The organism is Streptomyces sp. NPDC048417, from assembly GCF_040651615.1.
GTDB lineage: Bacteria > Actinomycetota > Actinomycetes > Streptomycetales > Streptomycetaceae > Streptomyces.
On sequence record NZ_JBEZKI010000012.1, the window covers coordinates 132,469 to 153,228 of the forward strand.

A 20,760-nucleotide genomic window follows, 5' to 3' on the forward strand; every position below is an offset into this window, starting at 1 on the left:
CACGGGCGCTCTGTATCCCGCCGTTTCGGCCGACGGGTGAGACGAAGGCCGGCAGTGACCCGGCCCAGACCGAAGGGCTGCACCGCATCCAATGTCGATCATCAGCCTCCCCGATGTGGAGTACCGCCTGCGCGACGTCAGCAGCGTCGCGCTCGGCGGGATGCTGCTGGAGAACCGCCCCGCCGCGCTGGTGCGCGCCCTGCTCCGGGCCGGCACCACCGACCTGTTCCTGTGCTCCGCGCCCGCCGCCTCCTGGGACGCCGACGTCCTGATCGGGGCGGGCCGCGTGAGCACGGTACGTATCCCGCACATCTCCCTGGCGAGCCTGGGCCTGGCACCGTGCACGCGGCGGGCCGCCGAGGACGGCTCCGTCACGTTCGAGGACTGTGACGAGGCACTGCTCCTCGGCGGATACCTCGCGGCCGACCACAACGCCGCGCTCCAGGTTCTCGGCAACATGGGCACCAACGACCTCGTCGACGACAACCCGCTGACCGTGACATCCGGCGGCCTCACCGGCGTCGCACCGCTGCGGGTCGACGTGGCACTGCTGCACGCCCCGCTCGGGGACGAGAACGGCAACCTGGTCCACTTCGGCAGCCGCTGGGCCGATGTGCTCATCGCCCGCGCGGCCCGGTATGTCGTCGCCCAGGTCGACAGGGTGATCGGCACCGCGGAAGCCGCACGGCTCGGAGTCTCCGTCCCCGGGTACCTCGTCGACGACGTCGTGCAGACGCCGTTCGGGGCGCATCCGCTGGGCAGCGTCGGCTCCTACACCGCCGACCTCGAACACCTGCGCAGCTACCAGGAACGGGTCAGGTCGGGCGGCTTCTCCGACTATGTCGCACAGCACTGCGACGTCGACCACCACACCTATGTGGCCGGGCTGACCGCAGCCAGGCTGCGGGAACTCGAACGGGCGGCGTGCTGAGATGACGGACACCACCGAACTGTCACCGCGGGAGCGCATCAGCATCGCGATCTCACGCGAACTCGAGGACGACACGACCGTCCTGACCGGCGCCGCCTCTGCCGTACCGCTCGCGGCCTGCCTGCTGGCCCAGGCCACGCACGCGCCGCGGCTGACCGTGCTGGGAGCCGGCGTCTATGTCAATCCGCGCCGCTTGGTCCCGGAGTTCACCGCCGGCTGGGACTGCAAGCCGGTCGCGATCGGCGACATGAGCGACGTCTTCGCCCTCACCGAACTCGGCATCGACGTCATGTTCTACGGGGGCATGCAGATCGACCGGTACGGCTGTGTGAACCTGCACTGGGTGAACACCCCGTCGGGGCGCCTGCGCGGACCGGGGCTCGCCAACACCGGCCTGGGACACACCGCCCGCAGCACGATCCTCTACACCGAGCGCCACGATCGGCGCACCTTGGTCGACCGGGTCGACTACGCCTCCGTCATCGGCCACTCCTACCGCGGCCGCGACAGGACGGAACTCGGGTTGCCCAACGCGGGACCGACGGTCCTGCTCACCCCCGACCTCCTGTTCAGGCCCGGCGACGACGGGACGCTCACCCCCGACCTGGCGCTGCACCCGGTCGACTGGCACGACGTCGGGCAGCGCACCGGATGGCGGCTGCCCGACACCCCGCCCGCGGCCTTCACCCCGACCACCGAGGAGATCGCGCTGCTGCGCGGCTCGGTCGACCCCGGCGGGCTGCTGTCCGCGGACCACTGACACGACCGGACGGAGCGGCAACCGGTCCCCGGCACACCGACGACACCTCACCCACGGCAGGGAGCATCCGAGAGACATGAGTGATCACGGCAAGCCCCTCGGCTTCGAACCGATCGCACTCACGGGCACCGAACGCGCCCTCGTCACCGAGGTACGCGCGTTCGCCCGGGCCGCGCCCTTCCCGCCGTCCGCCGAGAGCCCGACACGCGGCGGATTCTCGCGCGACTTCAGCGCGGAGCTCGCCCGCCGCGGCTGGGTGGGGATGACCATCCCGGCCGAGTACGGGGGAGTGGCCCGCTCGGGTGTGGAGCGCTGCCTGGTCATCTCCGAACTGCTGGCCGCGGGCGCCCCGCTCGGCGCCCACTGGACCGCCGACCGGCAGACCGCCCCCAGCCTCCTGGCCAACGGCCCGGAGACGCTGCGCCGTGAACTCCTGCCGCGCATCGCCTCGGGACGATGCCTGATCGCGGGAGGGTTCAGCGAGCCGGAGTCGGGCTCCGACCTCGCCTCGGTCCGTACCCGTGCCCAGAAGGTCGACGGCGGCTGGCGGATCACCGGACGCAAGATCTGGACCACGGACGCCGACAAGGCCGACTACATCGAGATCCTGTGCCGCACGAGCGACTCGGACGTCAAGCACAACGGCCTCAGTCTGATCGTCGTACCGATGGACGCCGAGGGCCTGACCGTCCACCCGATCGAGGGCATGGACGGCGAACGGCACTTCAACGAGGTCGTCATCGACAACGTCTTCGCCGCCGACGACCGGCTGATCGGCAAGGAGGGCTCCGGCTGGGAGCAGCTGACCGCCGAACTCGCCCTGGAGCGCGCCGGCCCGGAGCGCTACCTGTCGACCTTCCCGTTGTTCGAGGCCTTCGTGCGGTCGCGCCGGCACGTCGCCGCACCGGAGCACAGCCACGAACTCATCGGCAGTGTGATCGCCCAGCAGATGGGCCTGCGGCTCATGTCGCTGTCGATCGCGCGCATGGTCGACGACGGCCGTTCCCCGGTCGCGGAGGCGGCGATGGCCAAGGACCTCGGGACGGAGCTGGAGCAGCTGCTGGTCGACCAGCTGTGGGTCCACCGGTACGAGCGGATCGAGCCGGGACCCGCCGCCGACCGCTTCCACGAGTTCCTCGACATCAACCGGCTGCGCTCGGCGGTGTTCACCACGGCCGGCGGTACCAACGAGGTGCTGCGCCTCCTGGTGAGCAGGCAACTCGGCTCCTGGGCCCGCTCGGGCCGGACCCGGGCGCTGGGCTCCCCGCTCGCCGAGACCGTGTACGAGCAGGCGTCCCGCATCGCGGCCGACCCCGATCCGGCCGTCCGGTCGGTGCCGCGCGACCAGGCCGACCCCGTCTCGCTGCGGCTGTCCGACGAGTTGCGGACGACGGGCTACCTCGGCGTCTCGGTGCCGGAGGACCTCGGAGGCAGCGGCGGATCCCTCTCCGACGCGCTGGAGATCGTACGGGGAACCGCCTACGCGGGGACGAGCACACCCGTCGTCGAGGGCCCGATCCAGGCGGGATGGCTGCTGGCCCGGGCAGGCATCACCTTCCCCTGGGCGGACGAACTGGCCGTCGTGGGCACGGGAACCGTACGCGTCACCGACGACGGGACGACGCTCACCGGCACGGTCGACGAGATCCGCTGGCCCGACCAGGCCACCACCCTCGTCGTGCCCGTCGAGCAGGACGGGAAGCTGCACGTCGCCACGGTGGCGCTGGCCGGCCTCGCCCGGCCCGCCACCGGAGCCGACACCGCGGGCGAACCGCTGGTGCGCGCCGTGCACCTCGACGCCGTCCCGGTACGGCAGTTGGTGCCCACCGGCGTCGACCACGCGGCGGGCATGGAGACCCTGGTCCGCCGCGCCGCACTCGCCCGGGCGGTCGCACTCTCCCGTGCCCTGCAGCGCACCACCGAGATAGCGATCGAATACGCCGCCCAGCGCAGCCAGTTCGGCCGGCCCATCAACCGGTTCCAGGCGGTGCAGGCCCACCTGACCCGACTGGCGTCGGAGGCGCAGCGCGTCGCCGTCCTCGTGGACGCCGCCCACGCAGCCCTCGGCGAGGACAGCGACCCGGCGCTCGACCTGGCCCTCGTCGCGGCCGCCCGCACCCTCAGTGGCACCGCGGCCATGACGGCCGGCCGCACCGCGCACCAGGTGCACGGCGCGATCGGCGTGACGATGGAATACGCGCTGCAGCGCTACACCCGCCGCCTGTGGGAATGGTCGGCCGCCGATGGCACCCCGGCCCACTGGGCCGGCCGTCTCGGCGCCCAGGCGGTCTCCGGCGACCTCGCCGCATGGCAGCTGATCACCGGGATCTGACCGTCCCCACCACCCGCACACCCCACCAGACAGGGAGCGCACACCCCATGGAGTTCTCCGACAAGGTCGTCTTCGTCACGGCCGCCGCCGGCGCCGGAATCGGCCAGGCCGTCGCCCGGACGTTCGCCCGCGAGGGCGCGAAGGTCGTGATCAGCGACCAGCACGCCGGCCGCACCGAGTCGGTCGCCGCCGACATCGCCAAGGACACCGGGGCCGACGTCACGGGCGTCCCGCTCGACGTACGGGACGAGAGCCGGATCGACGAGGTCATGAACGGCGTCGTGGAGCAGCACGGCAGGCTCGACATCGTCGTGAACAACAGCGGCATCAACATGCTGGCGCCGCTGCACGAGATGCCCACCGAGACCTGGCAGACCGTGCTGGACGTGACCCTCACCGGGCCGTTCCTCGTGACCCGGCGCGCCCTGAACATCATGCGCGCCCAGGGCACCGGCGGCGCCATCGTCAACATGTCCTCGATCGCAGGCTGGATGCGTACCGCGGAGGGCGAGGCGCACTACGCGTCGGCGAAGGCGGGCATCATGGGCTTCACCCGTGCCGCGGCGATGGAGGCCGCGCCGCACGGGATCCGCGTCAACGCGGTCGCCCCCGGACTGGCCTGGAACCCGTTCCTCGGCAAGATCTACGGCGACGAGTACGTGGACGAGATGGCACGCCAGACCCCGCTGGGCCGCGTCGGACAGCCCCAGGACATCGCCAACGCCGTCGCGTTCCTCGCGGGCGAGAAGGCCGGCTTCATCACCGGTGAGGTCCTGTGCGTCTCGGGCGGCTACCACCTGCACACCTGACCGACCGCGCAGAGGCGCTCCGGCTCCCGCCCCGGCCCTTTCGAACCGCCGACAGCACTGAGGCAGCTCCCCATGACACAGCCCTTGGACGGCATCAAGGTCGTCGACCTGACACAGATCGCCTCCGGCCCCTACGCGACCTCGATGCTCGGCGACTTCGGCGCGGACGTCATCAAGATCGAACCCCCGTCGGGCGACCCGCTGCGCCGCATCGACAACACGTTCGGGCCGGGGGAGAGCGCCTACGCGTACAGCGTCAACCGCAGCAAACGCGCGATGGCCCTCGACCTCAAGACCGCCGCCGGCTTCGGCGTCCTGGAACGGATGCTGGCGGACGCGGACGTGCTCGCGGTGTCGATGCGCCCCTCGGCGGCGGCCAAACTCGGTGTCGACTACGCGTCGTTGGCCGAACTCCACCCGAGGCTGGTCTACTGCTCGATCACCGGTTACGGCGAGAGCGGCCCGCTGGCCGGCCGGCCCGGCATGGACCTGATCGCCCAGGCCCGCGGCGGAGTCATGGGCACCTCCGGCGAACCGGGGCGCACCCCGGTGAAAGTGGGCCCGGCGGTCGGCGACTTCCTGTGCTCCTACCTCGCGATGAACGCGATCCTGCTGGGCCTCAGGGTCCGCGACCGGGACGGAACCGGCCAGCAGGTGAGCGTCAACCTCCTCGACGGGCAGGTGTCCCTGCTGGCGAACCTGTCCGTGGCCTACCACCGCACCGGGGTGCCGTTCCGGCCGATGGGCGGCGCCCAGACCAACATCGTGCCCTACCAGGTGTTCGCGACGGCCGACGGCTGGATGGTCGTGGCGTGCCTGACCGAGAAGTTCTGGCTCAACCTCTGCCACGCGCTCGCGCGCGAGGACCTGCCGGCCGACCCGCGCTACGCGACCAACGCCGACCGCGTGCGCAACCGGAACGACCTGGTCCCCGAACTCGAACGGACCTTCGCCGCGCGGCCGACCGCGCACTGGGTCCCGCTGCTGGACGCCGGGGACGTGCCGTGCAGCCCGGTGAACCGGCTGGAGGAGGTGTTCGAGGATCCCCAGGTGGTGAACAACGACATGCGGCTGGTCCTCGACCACCCGGTCCACGGCAAGATCGTCACCGTGAACAACCCCGTTCACCTCTCCCGCACACCGGCCCGGCCGTGGGGCTATCCGCCCGCCGTCGGGGAGCACAGCGACGAAGTACTCACCGAACTCGGCTATGACGCCGAGGCGATCCGCGCACTGCGCGAGGCGGGCGCCGTCACCTGACCCGCCGACGGCTCGTGGCAGTCCGGCCCGAGCCGGGCCGCAGGGGCGGGGGAGCGGACCGCGGGGCGGACCCGGGTCGGTTTCGCCGGGCTTGCGAGGCCTAGGGTGGTGCTCATGCGGTCCGCGGCGCTGCCGGGGACCATGGCCCGCGAGCGCGAGCGGGTGGGTCGCACGAGGGAGGTATCCGATGAAGGCGCTGGTGACCGGTGGGACGAGCGGGCTGGGGTTCGCCATGGCCGCCGCCCTGGCGACGTCGGGAGCGACGGTCGCGCTGACCGGCCGTTCCGGTGAGCGTGCGAGCGAGGTCGCCGCCGGCCTCCCCGGCGCGATCGGCATCGGACTGGACGTGCGGGACGAAGCGTCGGTGGAGAAGGCCGTCGACGAGGCCTGGGAGCGGCTCGGCGGCGTCGACATGCTGGTGAACAACGCCGGGATCGGCATGCGCACGGTCAACCCGCGCTTCATGACGGACCCCCAGGGCTTCTGGGAGGTGCCGGCCGACGGCTTCCGTGCGGTGATCGAGACCAATCTGACCGGCTACTTCCTGGTCGCGAAGTCGGTCACGAAGCGGATGCTGGCCGCCGGCGGTCACGGCCACATCGTCAACATCTCTATGAACCACACGACCATGCGACTGCCCGGGTTCGTCCCGTACGGGCCGTCGCGCGCCGGCAGCGAGGCGCTGTCCCGGATCATGGCCGCCGACCTGCGGGACACGGACATCCGGGTCAACCTGCTGCTGCCCGGCGGGGGGACCCACACGGGGATGATCCCTTCCGACGCGGTGCCCGGGGGACACGCGCTCCTGGAGTCCTCGGTGATGGGCCCGCCCATCGTCTGGCTGGCGTCCGGCGACGCGGCCGACGTGCACGACGAGCGCATCGTCGCCGTCGAGTTCGACAGCTGGCTGCGGGACAGGAACAGCGGGCGCTGACCAGAGCACCTGGCCGCCGCCCGCACAGGCCGCTCACCTGCCGGTGAACACCGGCGGGCGCTTCTCCCGGCGCGCCGCCAGTGCCTCACGGGCGTCGTCGGTACGTGCCAGGCGCAGCGTGTACTGCTGCTCGACCGCGTATCCCTCCCGCACCGGTAGCGGCTCGGCGGCGTCGAGTGCGGCCTTGCCCAGGCGCAGCGCCACGGGACTCTTGGCCGCGATGTCCCGCGCGCGCTCCAGCGCGGCCTGAGCCAGCTCCGCACCGGTGTCGTACACGGAGTCGAGGAAGCCGTAGCGCAGGGCTTCCTCGCTGGTCAGCGGTGCGGTGGTGAAGTACATCCGGCGGACGACGCCCTGCGGCAGATGCCGCATCAGGTGCCGGCCGCCGCCGCACCGCCCGACGTCCACCTCGGGCAGGACGAAGGCGGCCCGCGGCGATCCCATCCGCATGTCGCAGCAGGACGCGATGACCGCTCCGGCGCCGATCGCCGGGCCGTCCACCACGGCGATGCTCGGCTGCGGCAGCGCCAGCAGCTGCCCGAAGACGCGGCGGGCCAGCTCCTGACGCCGTACGTCGGCCTCCTCCGCGGCCGGACCGGTGAGGCCGGCCAGTTCGGTGACGTCCGCGCCGGCACAGAACGCCCTGTCGCTCGCGGACCGCAGGACGAGCACGTTCACCGTGTCGTCGCCGGCCACCTGCTCCAGCGCCGCGGCGATCTCCTCGTAGAAGGCGGACGACAGGGCGTTGACCGGGGCGCGGTCCAGGGTCATCACCGCGACGTGGTCCTCGGTGTCGACACGGACATCGCTCATGAGGCGTCCTTGGGCCGGGCCGCGACGAGCAGCGCCCACTCGCTGTCCAGGACGACGACGCCGTCCTGGTTGACCGCGCGCCGCCGCTCGGTGACCAGGCCGCGGGTGCGGCTCGCCGTGTACTCGGTCTTGACGAAGGTCAGCTCGATGCGGAGCGTGTCACCGATCCGGGTCGGCGCGGGCCAGCGGCACGACATGCCGGTCATGCCGAGCAGGGAGGGCTGCAGGCCCTGCAGGACCGGCAGCCGGGTCGTCATGCCGGACGCCATCGACAGCACGAGCAGCCCGTGCGCGATGCGCCCGCCGAACGACGTCGCGGCCGCCGCGTGGGCGTCGACGTGCAGCGCGTTCCAGTCGCCCGACAGGCCGGCGAAGCCGACGACGTCGGCCTCGGTGACGGTCCGGCCGGACGTGACGAACGTCCGGTCGAGCGGCACGTCCTCGAAGTAGAGACGGTCGTCGCCGACGAGACCGGCGTGCTCGGCCGGGCTCATACCTGCGTCCCGCGGTTCGACGGGAACTTCGGCGCGCGCTTCTCCCGCATCGCCTGGTAGCCCTCGCGGGCGTCGTCGCTGAAGAACTGCAGCATCTCCACTGCCAGGGCGTTCTCGAAGATCGGCGTGGCGTGCCGGATCCAGTGGTTGAGGGTGCGCTTGGTGGCGGCGGTGGCGTGCCGGGGGCCGGCGGCCAACCTGGCTGCGACCCGCAGCGCCTCGGGCAGTACCTCGTCGGCCGGGGCGCACTTGCTGACCAGGCCGATGCGTTCGGCCTCGCGGCCGTCGATGAAGTCGTTGGTCAGCAGGTAGTAACGGGCCTTGGCCATGCCGCACAGCAGCGGCCAGATGAAGGCCGCGTGGTCGCCGGCGGCCACCCCGATCTTGTGGTGGCCGTCGGTGAACCGGGCGGTCTCCGACATGATGCTGATGTCCGCGGTGAGCGCGACGGCGAGACCCGCGCCCACGGCGGTGCCGTTGATCGCGGAGATCACCGGCTTGCTGATGTCGGTGATGTTGTGGACGAGGTCGGCGGCTTCCTTGAACAGCCGGGAGACGACCTGGTAGCTGCCCAGCGTCGCCTCGACCATCTCGAAGTCACCGCCCGCCGAGAAGGCCTTGCCCTCGCCGGTGATGACGACGGCGCGGCAGTCGTCGTCCTTGTCCACGTCCAGCCACACCTGGCTGAGCTCCGTGTGCAGCGGCGCGTTCATCGCGTTCAGCCGGTCCGGACGGTTGATCTTGATCAGCAGGACACCGTCGTCCGGGTAGTCGAAGGTGAGGTGACGGTACGAGGACCAGTCCATGAGCACTCCTTGAGACGTGGGTGCGTATCGCGGGCGGTGGCGAGCCGGGGCCGCGGGTCAGTGGTCGGGCGTGGTGTCCGCCTGGCGGACGACGCCGGAGGCGATCAGGGCATCGATCTCCGCGTCGCCGAGCCCGTGCTCGGACAGCACCTCACGGCTGTGCCCGCCGAGCGCCGGAGTCGGTGTGAGGCGGCCGCGGTCGGCGAAGCGGTCGAGTGCGGCCGGCCATTCGGCGATGCGCGGGTGCTCGTCGTCCGGCGTGTCGTAGACCATGCCGCGCGCGCGGAAATGCGGGTCCCGGGCCGCCTCGTGCAGGTCGTTGACCGGTGCCACGGGCACGTCGTGGAGCATGAGCAGCTCCATGAGCGCGTCCCGGGTGAACTCGGACACCCGCTCCCGCAGCGGCTTGTCGATCAGGGCGATGAGCCGGCGCCGGTCCTGGTAGCCGGCGAACTCCTCGCCCGCGAACCGGTCGAGGCCGAGCGCGCGGACGAGACGCTGCCAGAAGTGGTCCTCCAGCGCGCCGATGCTGACACAGCGGCCGTCGGCGGTGAGGTAGACGCCGTAGCCGGGACGCACCAGCGCCGCGGACGTGGACGGCTCGCTGAGCGCTTCGGCGATACGCGGTTCCATGAGCGCCAGAGTGCAGTCCGCCATGCCGATGTCCAGGTGGCACGCGGTGAACGCGCCGGGGTCGCGCTGCTTTTCGAGCAGGGCGAGGACGATCGCGAGCACCGAGTACACAGAGGTGCCCATGTCGGCCACCGGCAGGGTGGTGGGTACGTAGTCGGCCGCGTAGTACGCCTGCGGAGCCGGGATGGCGCCGGTATGGGCGAGGTACTGGAAGTCGTGGCCGGGCAGGTCACGGTACGGCCCGGTGGCGCCGTACCCCGATATGGAGACGTAGACGAGGCGCGGGTTCGTCTCGGTGAGTTTCTCGAAGCCCAGGCCGAGCCGCTCCATCACGCCGGGCCGGTAGCCCTCCACGAGGACGTCGGCCGAGGCGACCAGCCGCAGGAGGGCTTCCCGCCCCTCGGGCGCCTTCAGGTCGATCGACAGGTCGCGCTTGCCGCGGTTCTCCGCGGCGAACATCACCGGGCGGTGCCGCAGCCGGTCGCCGGAGTCGGGACGCTCCACCTTGATGACGTCGGCTCCCAGACCGGCGAGCAGACGGGTGGCGTAGGGGCCCGGCACCTGTTCGGACAGATCGACGACGCGGATGCCGGCCAGTACCGCCTGTGCCAATGGATGCCTCCAGGGACTCGATGAGTTCCGGTGATGCCCGGCGCCCGTCAAGGGCACGGCAGCCGCGGTGTTCTGGTGCGGCGACGGCGCGGCCCGCGGCGCGAGGGGGGGCGTGTGCAGAGCGTTGATCGCAGGAGGGATCGTACTCACTAACCTGGTAGGTAGCAATGATCTCTCCCAGGAATCAGGTCAACCCCCTCTGTCCATAGCTGATCCATCTGTCATTACTACGCTGGAAGTAAGTAGCACGGGACTTCCTCCTCTTGTTCTGTCGACAGGAGACAGTGTATGCATTAGTGGATGTAATTCCTAAGGGAAGGGGACGGGCCGGTGCCACGTCAGTCGATCGTGGGGGAGCGGCTTCCCGGATTCGGTGTCGTCGTCGAGCGCGGCCCGCTGCGGTTCTTCGCGCGCACGATCGGCGACCTGCGCCCGGTGTGCCACGACGTCGCCGCCGCCCGGGGAGCCGGCTACCCGGATCTGCTCGTGCCGCCCACTTACCTGTTCAGCCTGGAGATGGGCCGGCCCGATCCGTACCACGCGCTCGGCCTGCTCGGCGCCGGTCTGCCGGCCGCGCTGCACGCCGGTGAGACGTTCACCTACCACCGGCCGTGCTTCGCCGGGAACCGGCTCGACTTCGAACTCCGCATCACCGGCTACACCGAGAAACGCGAAGGCCGGCTCGGGCTCCTGGAGCGCACGGCGTCCGTGACACGGGACGGCGAGCCGGTCGCGGAGCTGGTCAACGTCCTCGCCATCAGATGGGAGGCCGTCGCATGACGGACCTGGAGAGACTCGCGGTGGGCGATGAGCTGCCCCCGCTGGTGCTGCCCCCGATCAGCCGGACCACGCTCGCCCTGTTCGCCGGTGCCTCGGGCGACCACAACCCCCTCCACATCGACATCGACGCCGCCCGCGCGGCCGGCGAGTCCGACGTGTTCGCGCACGGCATGCTGTCGATGGCCTACCTGGGCACCCTGCTCACCTCGCACCTCGCGCAGAGCCAACTGCACACCTGGACGGTGCGGTTCGTCGCCAAGACCCCGGTCCACGCGCAGGTCACCTGCCGGGGCACCGTCCGCGAGAGCCACGAGGAGGACGGCCGGCGCACGGTCGTCCTGGACATCACCGCCGCTCTCGCGGACGGCACCACGACACTGCGCGGCTCCGCCACCTTCCGCACCGATCCCACGACCGAGGCCGGGACATGACCGACTACGTATCTCCCTGGATGACCGACGAGCTGAAGGCGCTGCGCGACGTGGCACGCCAGTTCTTCGAGCGTGAGGCCGCGCCGCGGATGGCCGAGTGGTCCGAACAGCGCTACGTCGACCGCGACTTCTGGCTGAAGGCCGGCGAACTCGGCCTGCTGTGCCCCACCGTGCCCGAGGAGTACGGCGGCCCCGGCGGGAACATCCTGCACCAGGTCGTGATCACCCAGGAACAGTCGCGGGCGGTCGAGAAGGGCTGGGGCAACAACGTCCACAGCGGCGTCGTCACCGACTACATCCTCAGGTACGGCACCGAGGAACAGCGTCTGAAGTGGCTCCCGCAGATGGTCGAGGGCAGGACCATCGGGGCGATCGCGATGACCGAGCCGGGCGCCGGCAGCGACGTGCGCGCCATGACCGGCAAGGCGCGCCGCGAGGGCGACGAGTACGTCCTCAACGCGGCGAAGACCTTCATCACCAACGGCCGGACCGCCGACCTGGTCATCGTCGCCGTCAAGCTGGAGAACCCCGAGAACCCCGAGGACGCCGACGCCGCCGACCCCAAGGCGATCACGCTCATCGCGGTCGAGGCCGACCGGCCCGGCTTCTCCCGGGGCGCGCCGCTGCGCAAGATCGGCCAGCACGCCGCCGACACCTGCGAACTGTTCTTCACCGACTGCCGCGTGCCGGTGGCCAACCGCATCGGCGCCGAAGGGGCCGGCTTCCCCGCGCTGATGACGCAGATGCCGCAGGAACGGCTCATCCTCGCCGTCAACGCCGTCGTGCAGACCGAGAAGGCCGTCCGGCTGACCCTTGAGTACACCAAGGACCGCAAGGTGTTCGGCAAGCCGCTGTACCAGCAGCAGAACACCCGGTTCGTGCTCGCCGAGTGCGCCACGCTCGCCAGGGCCGCCCGGCTCTTCCTCGACCACTGCATCGTCGCGATCGGCGAGGGCCGCCTCGACAACGAGACCGCCGCGATGGCCAAGTGGTGGCTGTCGGACGTGCAGTGCGAGGTCCTCGACGAGTGCGTGCAACTCTTCGGCGGCTACGGCTACATGGAGGAGTACCCGATCGCGCGGATGTACGCCGACGCCCGCGTCCAGAAGGTCTACGGCGGTGCGAACGAGATCATGAAGGAGATCATCGCGCGCACCCTCTAGCCGCCCGCCCCGTCGCCTCCGCGGCGACGGACACCCCGCCGGCACGAACGTCATCCACGAAGTTCTCGGCAGAGAAGTTCTCAGCAGAGTGAGGGGAAGCGCGATGTCACGTCGCCTCAGCGACCTGCGGGACCAGGTCGCACTGATCACCGGCGGCGCCGGCGGCCTCGGCAGCGAGACCGCCCACTGGCTCGCGGCGGCCGGAGCACAGGTCGTCGTCGCCGACGTCAGTGCCGAAGCGCTCGAACGAGCAGTGGCCGGCTGCGCCGAGGCGGTGCCGGCGGCCAAGCCGGTGGAGTCGCTGCTCCTGGACGTGACGGACTCCGCGGCCGTCCGTGCGGCCGTCACCGGTATCGAACAACGCCACGGCCGCCTGGACATCCTGGTGACCAGCCACGGATTCCCGCGCGACCGCCGCCTGACCGAGCTGACCGACGAGGAATGGTCCGACGTCATCGACGTCTGCCTGACCGGAACCTTCTTCTGCGTCCGCGAAGCGGCACGACTGATGACCGCCCAGGGCTACGGCCGTATCGTCACGCTCGCCTCCCGCGCCTGGCAGGGCAACCCCGGCCAGGCCAACTACTCGGCGGCCAAGGCCGGAGTGGTCGGCCTGACCAAGTCGGTCGCCAAGGAGCTGGGCCGCAAGGGCGTCACCGCGAACGCCATCGCACCGGGCCTGATCGAGACGGCGTCGCTGCGCAACCTGGAGACCTTCGAGGCGATCGCCGAGCGGGCGGTGAAGGCGAACAGCATCAAGCGCCTGGGCGAGCCGAGCGACATCGCCGCCGCCGTCCTCTACCTCACCTCACCCGAGGCCGGGTTCCTCACCGGCGAGGTCGTGCACGTCTCCGGGGGGCGATTCAGCTGACCACCACCGCCACCGGGGCCGGGGACAAGGACCTGCCCGGCCACTGGGCCCTCCTCGACGAGGAGACCCGCACCCTGCTGCGGCGCGCCCGCGCCCACCTGGACGGCGTCGCGCCGCTGATCCCGGCCGCCGACCGGGACCGCACCTTCCCGACGGAGATCGTGCCCGGCCTGCTCGACGTCGGCTTCGTCCGCGGCGCGATCCCGGTCGCCGACGGCGGACTGGGCCTGTCGCATCTGGCGAGCGCCCTGCTGATGGAGGAGGCCGGACGCTGCTGGGGGAGTATCCGCACCACCGCCAACATCCTCACGCTGGTGGCCGAACTCCTCTCCATGGCGGGCACCGACGAGCAGAAGGAGCGGTTCCTCCACCCCCTGCTGGCGGGCCGGCGACTGGGCTGGTTCGCGATCACCGAGCCCGACGCCGGTTCGGACGCCACCGCCCTGTCCACCAGGGCGGAACGCCTGCCGGACGGCTCCTGGCGGCTCACCGGCCGCAAGGCGTACATCACCAACGCTGACCACGGCGACTTCGGCATCGTGCTCGCGACCGTCGACCCCGACCTCGGGTCCCGTGGCGTCACCGCGTTCCTGGTCGAACGCGCCGACGGATATCGCGCCGTCGACCGCCCGCACCTGCCGGTGCGCTCCGTGACCTGCTGCGACGTCGAACTGGACGGAGTCGTGGTCCCGGCCGCGAACGTACTCGGCGAGATCGGACGCGGCCTGTCCCTCGCGATGCGCGCTGTCAACGCCGGCCGCCTCAACGTGAGCGCCGGCTGCACCGGACTGGCCCAGGCCGCCCTGGAAGCGGCGACCGACCACGCACAGCACCGCCACCAGTTCGGGCGGCCCCTGGCCGGGTTCCAGCTGGTGCAGCAACTCGTCGTCGACATCGCCGTACGCACCCGGGCGGCCCGCCAGATGTACCAGTCGGCCGCACGGCTGCTGGACGCCGGCCACCAGGCCCGCACCGAGTGCGCCATGGCCAAGTACTACTGCTCGGAGGCCGCCAACGCCGCCGCCACCAGCGCGGTCCAGGTCTTCGGCGCCGCGGGACTGATGGAAGGCAGCGTTCCCGAGAGGCTGTTCCGCGACGCCCGCGAAGCGACCATCCCGGAGGGCACCTCGCAGATCCAAGTCCTGGGGATCGGCAAGGAACTACTGGGCGTCTCCGCCCTGCGCTAGGGGGGTTCCCAGCGCGTCGACAACGAGGAAAGGCAGGCGCGTGAGCGGCATCGTCAACTACCACTGCTACATCCCGCAGTACCGGCTGCGGCGATCGGAGATCGCGGCGGCCCTGGGCGCGGACGCCTCCGGCGAACGCAGCGTCGCCGGATACGACGAGGACACCACCACGCTCGGTGTCGCGGCCGCGCTTCCCGTGGTGCAGGGCCGTGCGGAGTCCGTGGGCAGCCTCTGGTTCGCCACCTCCGACCCGGTCTACGCGGACAAGACCAACGCGACCACCGTGCACGCCGCCCTCGACCTTCCCCCCGACATCACCGCCGTCGACCTCGGCGCGAACCTGCGCTCCGGCATCACGGCACTCCTCGCGGCCGCCCGCGACGGGGGTCTGGCGGTCCTCGCCGACCGCCGCGGCGGGCCGCTCGGCGGCGCCGACGAACGCACCGGAGGCGACGCCTCGGCGGCCTACCTGTTCGGCGACGACGGCACACTCGCCGACCTCACCCACACCGCGTCCGCGACCGCCGAGTTCATCGACCGGTGGCGTGCCCCCGGTTCCAGCGACGCCCACACCTGGGAGGAACGCTTCGGCGAGCAGCGGTACGCCGAACTCGCCGACCAGCTGCTGACCACCCTGGCCAAACAGGGCCTCGACCTGGACGGCATCGACCGCTTCGCCGTCGCCGGCCTCAACCCGCGGGCCGTACGCACCGTCGGCGCCGCCGTCCGCCGCACCACCGGCGCCCAGCAGCAGGGAGCCGACCTCGCCGACGCCGTCGGCAACACCGGAACGGCCCACGCCGGCCTGCTGCTCGCCGACCTCCTCGACGCGGCCGAACCGGGCGAACACCTGCTGCTGGTCTCCCTCGCCGACGGCGCCGACGCGATCGTGCTGCGAGCCGCCGACACCATCACGGAGCTGCGCGGACGCCCGGTGCGCGACCAGATGGGCGACGGCGTGACGATCGGCTACCCCCAGTACCTGCTGTGGCGCCGGCGCGTCGAGGGCGAGCGCCCCCGGCGCCCCGAACCGGACCGCCCCTCGGCGCCCTACGCCTGGCGCAACCGCCGCTACAAGCTCTCCATGACCGGCGGACGCTGCCACGCGTGCGGCACCGTGCAGTACCCGATGCCCACGGTCTGCTACCGGTGCCGGCACACCCGCGGGTTCGATCCGGTGAAGGCGGGCGACGAGAGTGCCCACATCGTCACCTACACCGTCGACCGTCTCGCGTTCTCCCCGAGCCCCCCGCTCGTCAGCGCGATCGTGGCCTTCGAGAGCGGCGGACGGCTCCAGTGCGAACTGACCGACGTACGCGACCCGATCGAGGTCGGCGATGAGGTCGTCCCCACCTTCCGGCGCGGCGCAACCGTCGACGGCATCCACAACTACGTCTGGAAGTCACGCCCGCACCGCGACCCGTCCACGGACGACGAGAGCTAGGAGACCGCCGTGGCACAGCACAGTCTCAGTGACCGGGTCGCCATCGTCTCGATGAGCTGCACCCGCTTCGGCGAGCACTTCGACCGCAGCGCCGACGAACTCGCCGTCGAGGCGGTCACCGAGGTCCTCAAGGGCGCGAACCTGTCGGCCGACGACGTCGACGCGTACTGGCTGGGCACCTACCTCTCCGGGATCAGCGGCATGGCGCTCAGCCGCCCGCTGCGTCTGACGGGCAAGCCCGTCACCCGGGTCGAGAACATGTGCGCCACCGGCTCCGAGGCGCTGCGCGCCGCCGTGTACGCGGTCGCCTCCGGCGCGGTCGACGTGGCGATGGCGGTGGGCGTGGAGAAACTCAAGGACACCGGCTACTCCGGGCTCGTCTCCCCGCGCGTCCAGGACGACGGGACGCGGGTGAACACCTCCGCCCCGGCCAACTTCAGCCTGCTGGCGCCGGCCTACCAGAAGCGCCACGGCGTCACCGCCGAGGACTTCCGCGAGGCGATGACCCACGTCGCGTGGAAGAACCACGCCAACGGCGCCCTGAACCCGCGGGCCCAGTTCCGCAAGGAGATCTCGAAGGAGGCGATCGCCCGCTCGCCCGCGGTCGCCGGAGTCCTGGGCGTACTTGACTGCTCCGGCGTGGCCGACGGCGCCGCCGCGGCCCTCGTCGTCCGCGCCGAGGACGCCCACCTCTACACCGACCGCCCCCTGTACATCAAGGCGCTGTCACTGGTGACCGGCTCGGGCTCCGGCGCCGCGGACGAGGAGTACGACTACACGAGCTTCCCCGAGGTCGTGAGCTGCGCCCAGGGCGCCTACGAGCAGGCCGGGATCACCGACCCGCGGCGTGAGCTGGCCCTGGCCGAGGTCCACGACTGCTTCACGCCGACCGAGATCGTGCTCATGGAGGACCTCGGGTTCGCCGAGCGCGGCACGGCATGGCAGAGCGTCCTCGACGGCCGCTTCGACCGTGACGGGGACCTGCCGGTCAACCCCGACGGCGGCCTGAAGAGCTTCGGGCACCCGGTCGGCGCCAGCGGCCTGCGGATGATCTACGAGTGCTGGCTGCAACTGCGCGGTGAGGCCGGCGAACGGCAGGTGGCCACCGCGGACCGCGGTCTTGCCCTCACCCAGAACCTCGGCGGCGCCCCCGGCGACTGCGTCTGCTTCATCTGCGTGGTCGGCACCAGGCTCGGCCGAGCCGACGCGTAACGGGACAGTCCGTCCACATCCCACGGAACAGGTGATCTCGATGTCGTCCTTCGCGGACATCTCCCGGCTGGTCCGTCCGAACAGAGTGGCGGTGGTCGGCGCCTCCGACCGGCCCGGCTCCTTCGGACGCTCGACGTACCACAACGTCCGCAACAACTCCTCGATCCCCGGCGGCACCTTCCCGGTCAACCCGGCCTACGACACCGTCCTGGGCGACCGGGCGTACCCGTCCGTGTCGGCGATCCCGGGCGAGCCCGTCGACGTGGCGATCGTCCTCGTGGCCGCCGGGGCGGTGCTCGACGTCGTCAAGGACTGCGCGGCGGCCGGGACCCGGCACGTCATGGTACTCAGCTCCGGCTTCTCCGAGAGCGACGACTCGGGAGCCGACCTCCAGCGGGGGATCGTCGAGACCGCGCACGCGGCCGGCATGCGGGTGTACGGCCCCAACTCCCCGGGACTGTCCAACAACGCCGACGGGGTGCTGCTGACCATGTCCCCGGTCGCCGGCGACGACGTGAGCCACGGACCGGTCGGCCTGGTCACCCAGGGCGGCGGACTGGGCCGCGCGGTCATGCAGTGGCGCGAGCGGGGCCTGGGCATCGGGCTGTGGGCCTCGCCCGGCAACGAGGCCGACCTGGACGTCGGCGACTTCGTCAACCACATGGTCGACGACGACCGGCTGCGCGTGATCGGCGCGGTGGTCGAGGGGTTCAGCGACGGCGCGAAGTTCATCGCCGCGGCCCGCCGCGCCCAGCAGGCCGGCAAGCCGCTGGTGGTCCTCAAGATCGGCCGCTCCGAGTACGGGCAGAAGACCGCCGCGTCGCACACCGCGTCCATAGCGGGGAACGACGTCGTCGCCGACGCGGTGTTCCGGCAGCACGGCGTGATCCGCGTCGACGACGTCGACGAACTCGCCGAGACCCTGCTGCTGTTCCGCAAGGCCCTCGACGCGGACATCACCCGTGCCGGGCAGGTCTGCGTGTACTCCTTCTCCGGTGGCACGGCGTCGCTCGGCGCCGACATGATCGGCGCCGCCGGCCTGCACCTGGCCGAGTTCACCGCGGAGACCGCCCAGGCCCTCGTCGAGCGGGCGCCGAGCTTCGGCTTCGTCGACAACCCGGTCGACCTGACCACGAAGGTGTTCACGGACTCCGAGCTCAACCGTGCGGTGTTCCAGCTGATCTGCGACGACCCGAACGTCGGCTCGATCCTGTTCGCGATGCCCGCCGACTACGGCGACAGCACCGTCTCGGTGACCACCGACGCGCTGGAGATAGCCGCCGGGCACGACACCCTGCTCATCCCGGTGTGGATGTCGCCGAAGCACGGCGGCGGGTACGACGTGCTCTCCGACGCCGGATTCGCACCGTACGACGGCCTGAACCGCGCGGTGACCGCCCTGACCCGGGTCGTGGAATGGGCGAAGGTGTCCCTGCCGGCCGCGCCCACGCCCCCCGCGCAGGCGGCCGCCGAGCCGCCCGAGGAGTCCCACGCCACCCGTACCGCTCTCGGCTACGACGAGGCCCGTGCACTCCTCGAACGCCACGGCCTGCGCTTCCCCGCCGAGGAGTTCGCCGCCTCCGCGCAGGAGGCCGCCGAGGCGCAGCGCCGCATCGGCCGGCCGGTGGCGATGAAGCTGTCCGCCAAGGGCCTGGTGCACAAGACCGAGGTCGGCGGTGTCGCCCTGCACGTCACCTCACCCGAGGAGGCGGCCCGCGTCTGGACGACGATGACCGATCCCGGCCGGCTGGCCCCCCTCGGCTTCACGGCCGACGGGGTCTACCTCCAGGAGATGGTGGGCGAGGGTCTCGACGTGCTGGTGGGCGCCCACCACGACGAGGTGTTCGGCCCGGTGCTGACCGTCGGTACCGGCGGCGTCGAGACCGAGATCGAGAAGGACGTCCTGCACCTCGCGATCCCGTTCACCGACGAGCAGTTCACCCGGGCGCTGAGCCCGCTGCGGCTGTGGCGGCGGATGCAGGGGGTACGCGGCGGACGGGCGGCCGACGCGGCTCGACTTATCCGCGTGGCACAGGCGTTCGCGACGATGTTCCTCGCAGAGTCCGAGCGCGTCGCCGAGATCGAGGTCAACCCCCTGCGGATGGTCGTCGGCGAGTCCGGCACCGACTGCGTGACCCTGGACGCGGTACTGCTTGCCCGCTGAGCACGCCCCGCCGTACGGGTGTGCGGGGGGCCGGGCGGGTCCGGTGTGCCGCGCGGCCGGACGCCGCTGATCAGGCCGGCGACGCAGCCCGGCGGCCGGACGCCGCTGATCAGCCCAGTGAGCGCAGCCCGCCCTGGTCCGTCTCCGGCGGGTCGGTGTGACGTTGTCCGCGCCGGCCGGACGCCGTGGCGTTCCGGTCGAACAGCCCCTCGAGCCCCGCGCCGTAGCGGGCGCGCATGTCGTCGGCGAAGTCGTGGTACGTGCGCTGCATGAAGATGTCGTGCCGGACGAAGCCCTTCACCAGCGCCGCGAGCAGGGTGTCGTCGGTGGCGAAGACGGCCTCCCAGACGTCGCCCTCGGGAGCGAGGGCCCACAGGGAACCGGCCGAGTCGCAGGTGAGGGCCAGGTGCCGTGCCTGGTGGTGCCGGTAGACGGTGCCGTCGGTACTGCTGTGCCGGATGACGGTGCCATGCTCGAGAGAGAAGGGCGGCTCGCCGAAGCACAGGACGTCGATACGGACGCCGCGCCGGTCGGCCTCGTCGAGGGCGTCCCCGAGGGCGTCCAGGTACGAGCTGTGACCGGAGACGTACACCCGTTCTCTGGCGCCCGTGATGAGCTGCCGGGCCGCGGCGGCGATCTCGACCCAGGAGGTCGCCTCCTGGTAAGGCCGCAGATCCTGCGTTCCGGCACCGGCCGGACGCATCCGCGAGATCTCCAGCTCGACCGTGGCCAGCCGCTGACGGAAGGCGGACTCCAGCTCGTTGAGCACACGGGTCGGCGACACGGCGATGAACTTCGCGGGCGTGCTGCTGGTCTGCACCACCGCACCGCGCTCCACGAGGCGCACCAGGGTCTCGTAGACCTTGGGCTGCGGGACGTTCGTCTCCTTGGCGACGGCGTAGCCGGTCATCGGCTCCCGCCCGATGAGGCCGGCGTAGGTGCGCGCCTCGTACTGGGAGAACCCGAGTTCCACCAGGGCGTTGATCACCCGGGTGTCGAGCCGGGACGCGTTGACGGGGGCGGAGACCTGCCGGGCCATGGGTGGGGTCCCTTCACACTGTGGACGTGGGGTTGCCGCGTGCGTCGGCCTGCTGGGCCCCCAGCATAGCAACGACGGTCACAGT

The 20,760-nt window shown here is 71.5% G+C and carries 19 protein-coding genes; 14 read left to right on the forward strand and 5 right to left on the reverse strand.

Features of this window, described 5'->3' with window-relative positions:
• Positions 1 to 91 precede the first annotated feature (91 nt).
• The 6 genes from AB0D59_RS20195 to AB0D59_RS20220 all read left to right on the forward strand — a co-directional run bounded on the left by AB0D59_RS20195 (position 92) and on the right by AB0D59_RS20220 (position 7,026).
• Positions 92 to 931: a CoA-transferase gene (locus AB0D59_RS20195; RefSeq protein WP_362566859.1), complete on the forward strand. Its 840-nt coding sequence runs from the start codon at positions 92 to 94 to the stop codon at positions 929 to 931.
• Between the two features lies 1 nt (position 932).
• Positions 933 to 1,691, forward strand: coding sequence for a CoA synthetase (locus AB0D59_RS20200; RefSeq protein ID WP_362566861.1), 759 nt, complete (start codon positions 933 to 935; stop codon positions 1,689 to 1,691).
• Positions 1,692 to 1,767: 76 nt separating this feature from the next.
• Positions 1,768 to 4,023, forward strand: a complete 2,256-nt coding sequence (locus tag AB0D59_RS20205) for an acyl-CoA dehydrogenase family protein (protein ID WP_362566864.1) — start codon at positions 1,768 to 1,770, stop codon at positions 4,021 to 4,023.
• Positions 3,999 to 4,832, forward strand: a complete 834-nt coding sequence (locus tag AB0D59_RS20210) for an SDR family oxidoreductase (RefSeq protein WP_362566866.1) — start codon at positions 3,999 to 4,001, stop codon at positions 4,830 to 4,832. Before AB0D59_RS20205 ends, AB0D59_RS20210 begins: the two co-directional genes overlap by 25 nt.
• Positions 4,833 to 4,904: 72 nt before the next feature.
• Positions 4,905 to 6,092: a CoA transferase gene (locus AB0D59_RS20215; protein ID WP_362566869.1), complete on the forward strand. Its 1,188-nt coding sequence runs from the start codon at positions 4,905 to 4,907 to the stop codon at positions 6,090 to 6,092.
• Between the two features lie 187 nt (positions 6,093 to 6,279).
• Positions 6,280 to 7,026: an SDR family oxidoreductase gene (locus AB0D59_RS20220; RefSeq protein WP_362566871.1), complete on the forward strand. Its 747-nt coding sequence runs from the start codon at positions 6,280 to 6,282 to the stop codon at positions 7,024 to 7,026.
• A gap of 33 nt (positions 7,027 to 7,059) precedes the next feature.
• Here the strand turns inward: AB0D59_RS20220 and AB0D59_RS20225 are convergent, their stop codons facing one another.
• From AB0D59_RS20225 to AB0D59_RS20240, 4 genes are read right to left on the reverse strand one after another with little or no spacing between them, the layout of a single operon-like run.
• Entirely contained in the window at positions 7,060 to 7,839 is a 780-nt protein-coding gene (locus tag AB0D59_RS20225; protein WP_362566873.1) for an enoyl-CoA hydratase-related protein, read from the reverse strand.
• Entirely contained in the window at positions 7,836 to 8,333 is a 498-nt protein-coding gene (locus tag AB0D59_RS20230) for a MaoC/PaaZ C-terminal domain-containing protein (protein ID WP_362566875.1), read from the reverse strand. Before AB0D59_RS20230 ends, AB0D59_RS20225 begins: the two co-directional genes overlap by 4 nt.
• Positions 8,330 to 9,139: an enoyl-CoA hydratase/isomerase family protein gene (locus tag AB0D59_RS20235; RefSeq protein WP_362566878.1), complete on the reverse strand. Its 810-nt coding sequence runs from the start codon at positions 9,137 to 9,139 to the stop codon at positions 8,330 to 8,332. Before AB0D59_RS20235 ends, AB0D59_RS20230 begins: the two co-directional genes overlap by 4 nt.
• A 57-nt stretch (positions 9,140 to 9,196) precedes the next feature.
• Positions 9,197 to 10,384, reverse strand: coding sequence for a CaiB/BaiF CoA-transferase family protein (locus AB0D59_RS20240; RefSeq protein ID WP_362566880.1), 1,188 nt, complete (start codon positions 10,382 to 10,384; stop codon positions 9,197 to 9,199).
• A gap of 330 nt (positions 10,385 to 10,714) precedes the next feature.
• Here AB0D59_RS20240 and AB0D59_RS20245 point away from each other — a divergent pair, with 330 nt between their 5' ends.
• The 8 genes from AB0D59_RS20245 to AB0D59_RS20280 all read left to right on the forward strand — a co-directional run bounded on the left by AB0D59_RS20245 (position 10,715) and on the right by AB0D59_RS20280 (position 19,636).
• Positions 10,715 to 11,164, forward strand: a complete 450-nt coding sequence (locus AB0D59_RS20245; RefSeq protein ID WP_362566883.1) for a MaoC family dehydratase N-terminal domain-containing protein — start codon at positions 10,715 to 10,717, stop codon at positions 11,162 to 11,164.
• The gene (locus AB0D59_RS20250; RefSeq protein WP_362566885.1) at positions 11,161 to 11,595 is read left to right on the forward strand and encodes a MaoC/PaaZ C-terminal domain-containing protein; all 435 of its coding nucleotides are present in this window, start codon (positions 11,161 to 11,163) and stop codon (positions 11,593 to 11,595) included. Before AB0D59_RS20245 ends, AB0D59_RS20250 begins: the two co-directional genes overlap by 4 nt.
• Positions 11,592 to 12,758, forward strand: coding sequence for an acyl-CoA dehydrogenase family protein (locus AB0D59_RS20255; RefSeq protein WP_362566887.1), 1,167 nt, complete (start codon positions 11,592 to 11,594; stop codon positions 12,756 to 12,758). The genes AB0D59_RS20250 and AB0D59_RS20255 overlap by 4 nt, the downstream gene beginning before the upstream one ends.
• 103 nt (positions 12,759 to 12,861) lie before the next feature.
• Positions 12,862 to 13,629 (forward strand): SDR family NAD(P)-dependent oxidoreductase, encoded by a 768-nt coding sequence (locus AB0D59_RS20260; protein WP_362566890.1) that lies wholly within the window; start codon positions 12,862 to 12,864, stop codon positions 13,627 to 13,629.
• Between the two features lie 32 nt (positions 13,630 to 13,661).
• A complete protein-coding gene (locus tag AB0D59_RS20265; protein ID WP_362567216.1) occupies positions 13,662 to 14,816 on the forward strand; it encodes an acyl-CoA dehydrogenase family protein in 1,155 nt (384 codons plus the stop codon).
• A 40-nt stretch (positions 14,817 to 14,856) separates the two neighbouring features.
• On the forward strand, positions 14,857 to 16,260 hold the full coding sequence (locus AB0D59_RS20270; protein WP_362566892.1) for an OB-fold domain-containing protein: 1,404 nt from the start codon (positions 14,857 to 14,859) through the stop codon (positions 16,258 to 16,260).
• Between the two features lie 9 nt (positions 16,261 to 16,269).
• Positions 16,270 to 17,472 (forward strand): acetyl-CoA acetyltransferase, encoded by a 1,203-nt coding sequence (locus AB0D59_RS20275; RefSeq protein ID WP_362566894.1) that lies wholly within the window; start codon positions 16,270 to 16,272, stop codon positions 17,470 to 17,472.
• A 40-nt stretch (positions 17,473 to 17,512) separates the two neighbouring features.
• Entirely contained in the window at positions 17,513 to 19,636 is a 2,124-nt protein-coding gene (locus AB0D59_RS20280) for an acetate--CoA ligase family protein (RefSeq protein ID WP_362566896.1), read from the forward strand.
• 109 nt (positions 19,637 to 19,745) lie between these two features.
• On the opposite strand, the gene AB0D59_RS20285 is transcribed toward AB0D59_RS20280, so the two are convergent.
• On the reverse strand, positions 19,746 to 20,675 hold the full coding sequence (locus AB0D59_RS20285; protein ID WP_362566898.1) for a helix-turn-helix domain-containing protein: 930 nt from the start codon (positions 20,673 to 20,675) through the stop codon (positions 19,746 to 19,748).
• Positions 20,676 to 20,760 lie beyond the last annotated feature (85 nt).

What these genes read in the sequence shown, in the direction of transcription:
- AB0D59_RS20250 (WP_362566885.1), top strand. Translation starts at nt 11,161, where the DNA reads ATGACGGACCTGGAGAGACTCGCGGTGGGCGATGAGCTGCCCCCGCTG.
- AB0D59_RS20235 (WP_362566878.1), bottom strand. Translation starts at nt 9,139, where the DNA reads ATGGACTGGTCCTCGTACCGTCACCTCACCTTCGACTACCCGGACGAC.
- AB0D59_RS20205 (WP_362566864.1), top strand. Translation starts at nt 1,768, where the DNA reads ATGAGTGATCACGGCAAGCCCCTCGGCTTCGAACCGATCGCACTCACG.
- AB0D59_RS20195 (WP_362566859.1), top strand. Translation starts at nt 92, where the DNA reads ATGTCGATCATCAGCCTCCCCGATGTGGAGTACCGCCTGCGCGACGTC.
- AB0D59_RS20230 (WP_362566875.1), bottom strand. Translation starts at nt 8,333, where the DNA reads ATGAGCCCGGCCGAGCACGCCGGTCTCGTCGGCGACGACCGTCTCTAC.
- AB0D59_RS20215 (WP_362566869.1), top strand. Translation starts at nt 4,905, where the DNA reads ATGACACAGCCCTTGGACGGCATCAAGGTCGTCGACCTGACACAGATC.
- AB0D59_RS20225 (WP_362566873.1), bottom strand. Translation starts at nt 7,839, where the DNA reads ATGAGCGATGTCCGTGTCGACACCGAGGACCACGTCGCGGTGATGACC.
- AB0D59_RS20285 (WP_362566898.1), bottom strand. Translation starts at nt 20,675, where the DNA reads ATGGCCCGGCAGGTCTCCGCCCCCGTCAACGCGTCCCGGCTCGACACC.
- AB0D59_RS20210 (WP_362566866.1), top strand. Translation starts at nt 3,999, where the DNA reads ATGGCAGCTGATCACCGGGATCTGACCGTCCCCACCACCCGCACACCC.
- AB0D59_RS20220 (WP_362566871.1), top strand. Translation starts at nt 6,280, where the DNA reads ATGAAGGCGCTGGTGACCGGTGGGACGAGCGGGCTGGGGTTCGCCATG.
- AB0D59_RS20200 (WP_362566861.1), top strand. Translation starts at nt 933, where the DNA reads ATGACGGACACCACCGAACTGTCACCGCGGGAGCGCATCAGCATCGCG.
- AB0D59_RS20260 (WP_362566890.1), top strand. Translation starts at nt 12,862, where the DNA reads ATGTCACGTCGCCTCAGCGACCTGCGGGACCAGGTCGCACTGATCACC.
- AB0D59_RS20255 (WP_362566887.1), top strand. Translation starts at nt 11,592, where the DNA reads ATGACCGACTACGTATCTCCCTGGATGACCGACGAGCTGAAGGCGCTG.
- AB0D59_RS20280 (WP_362566896.1), top strand. Translation starts at nt 17,513, where the DNA reads ATGTCGTCCTTCGCGGACATCTCCCGGCTGGTCCGTCCGAACAGAGTG.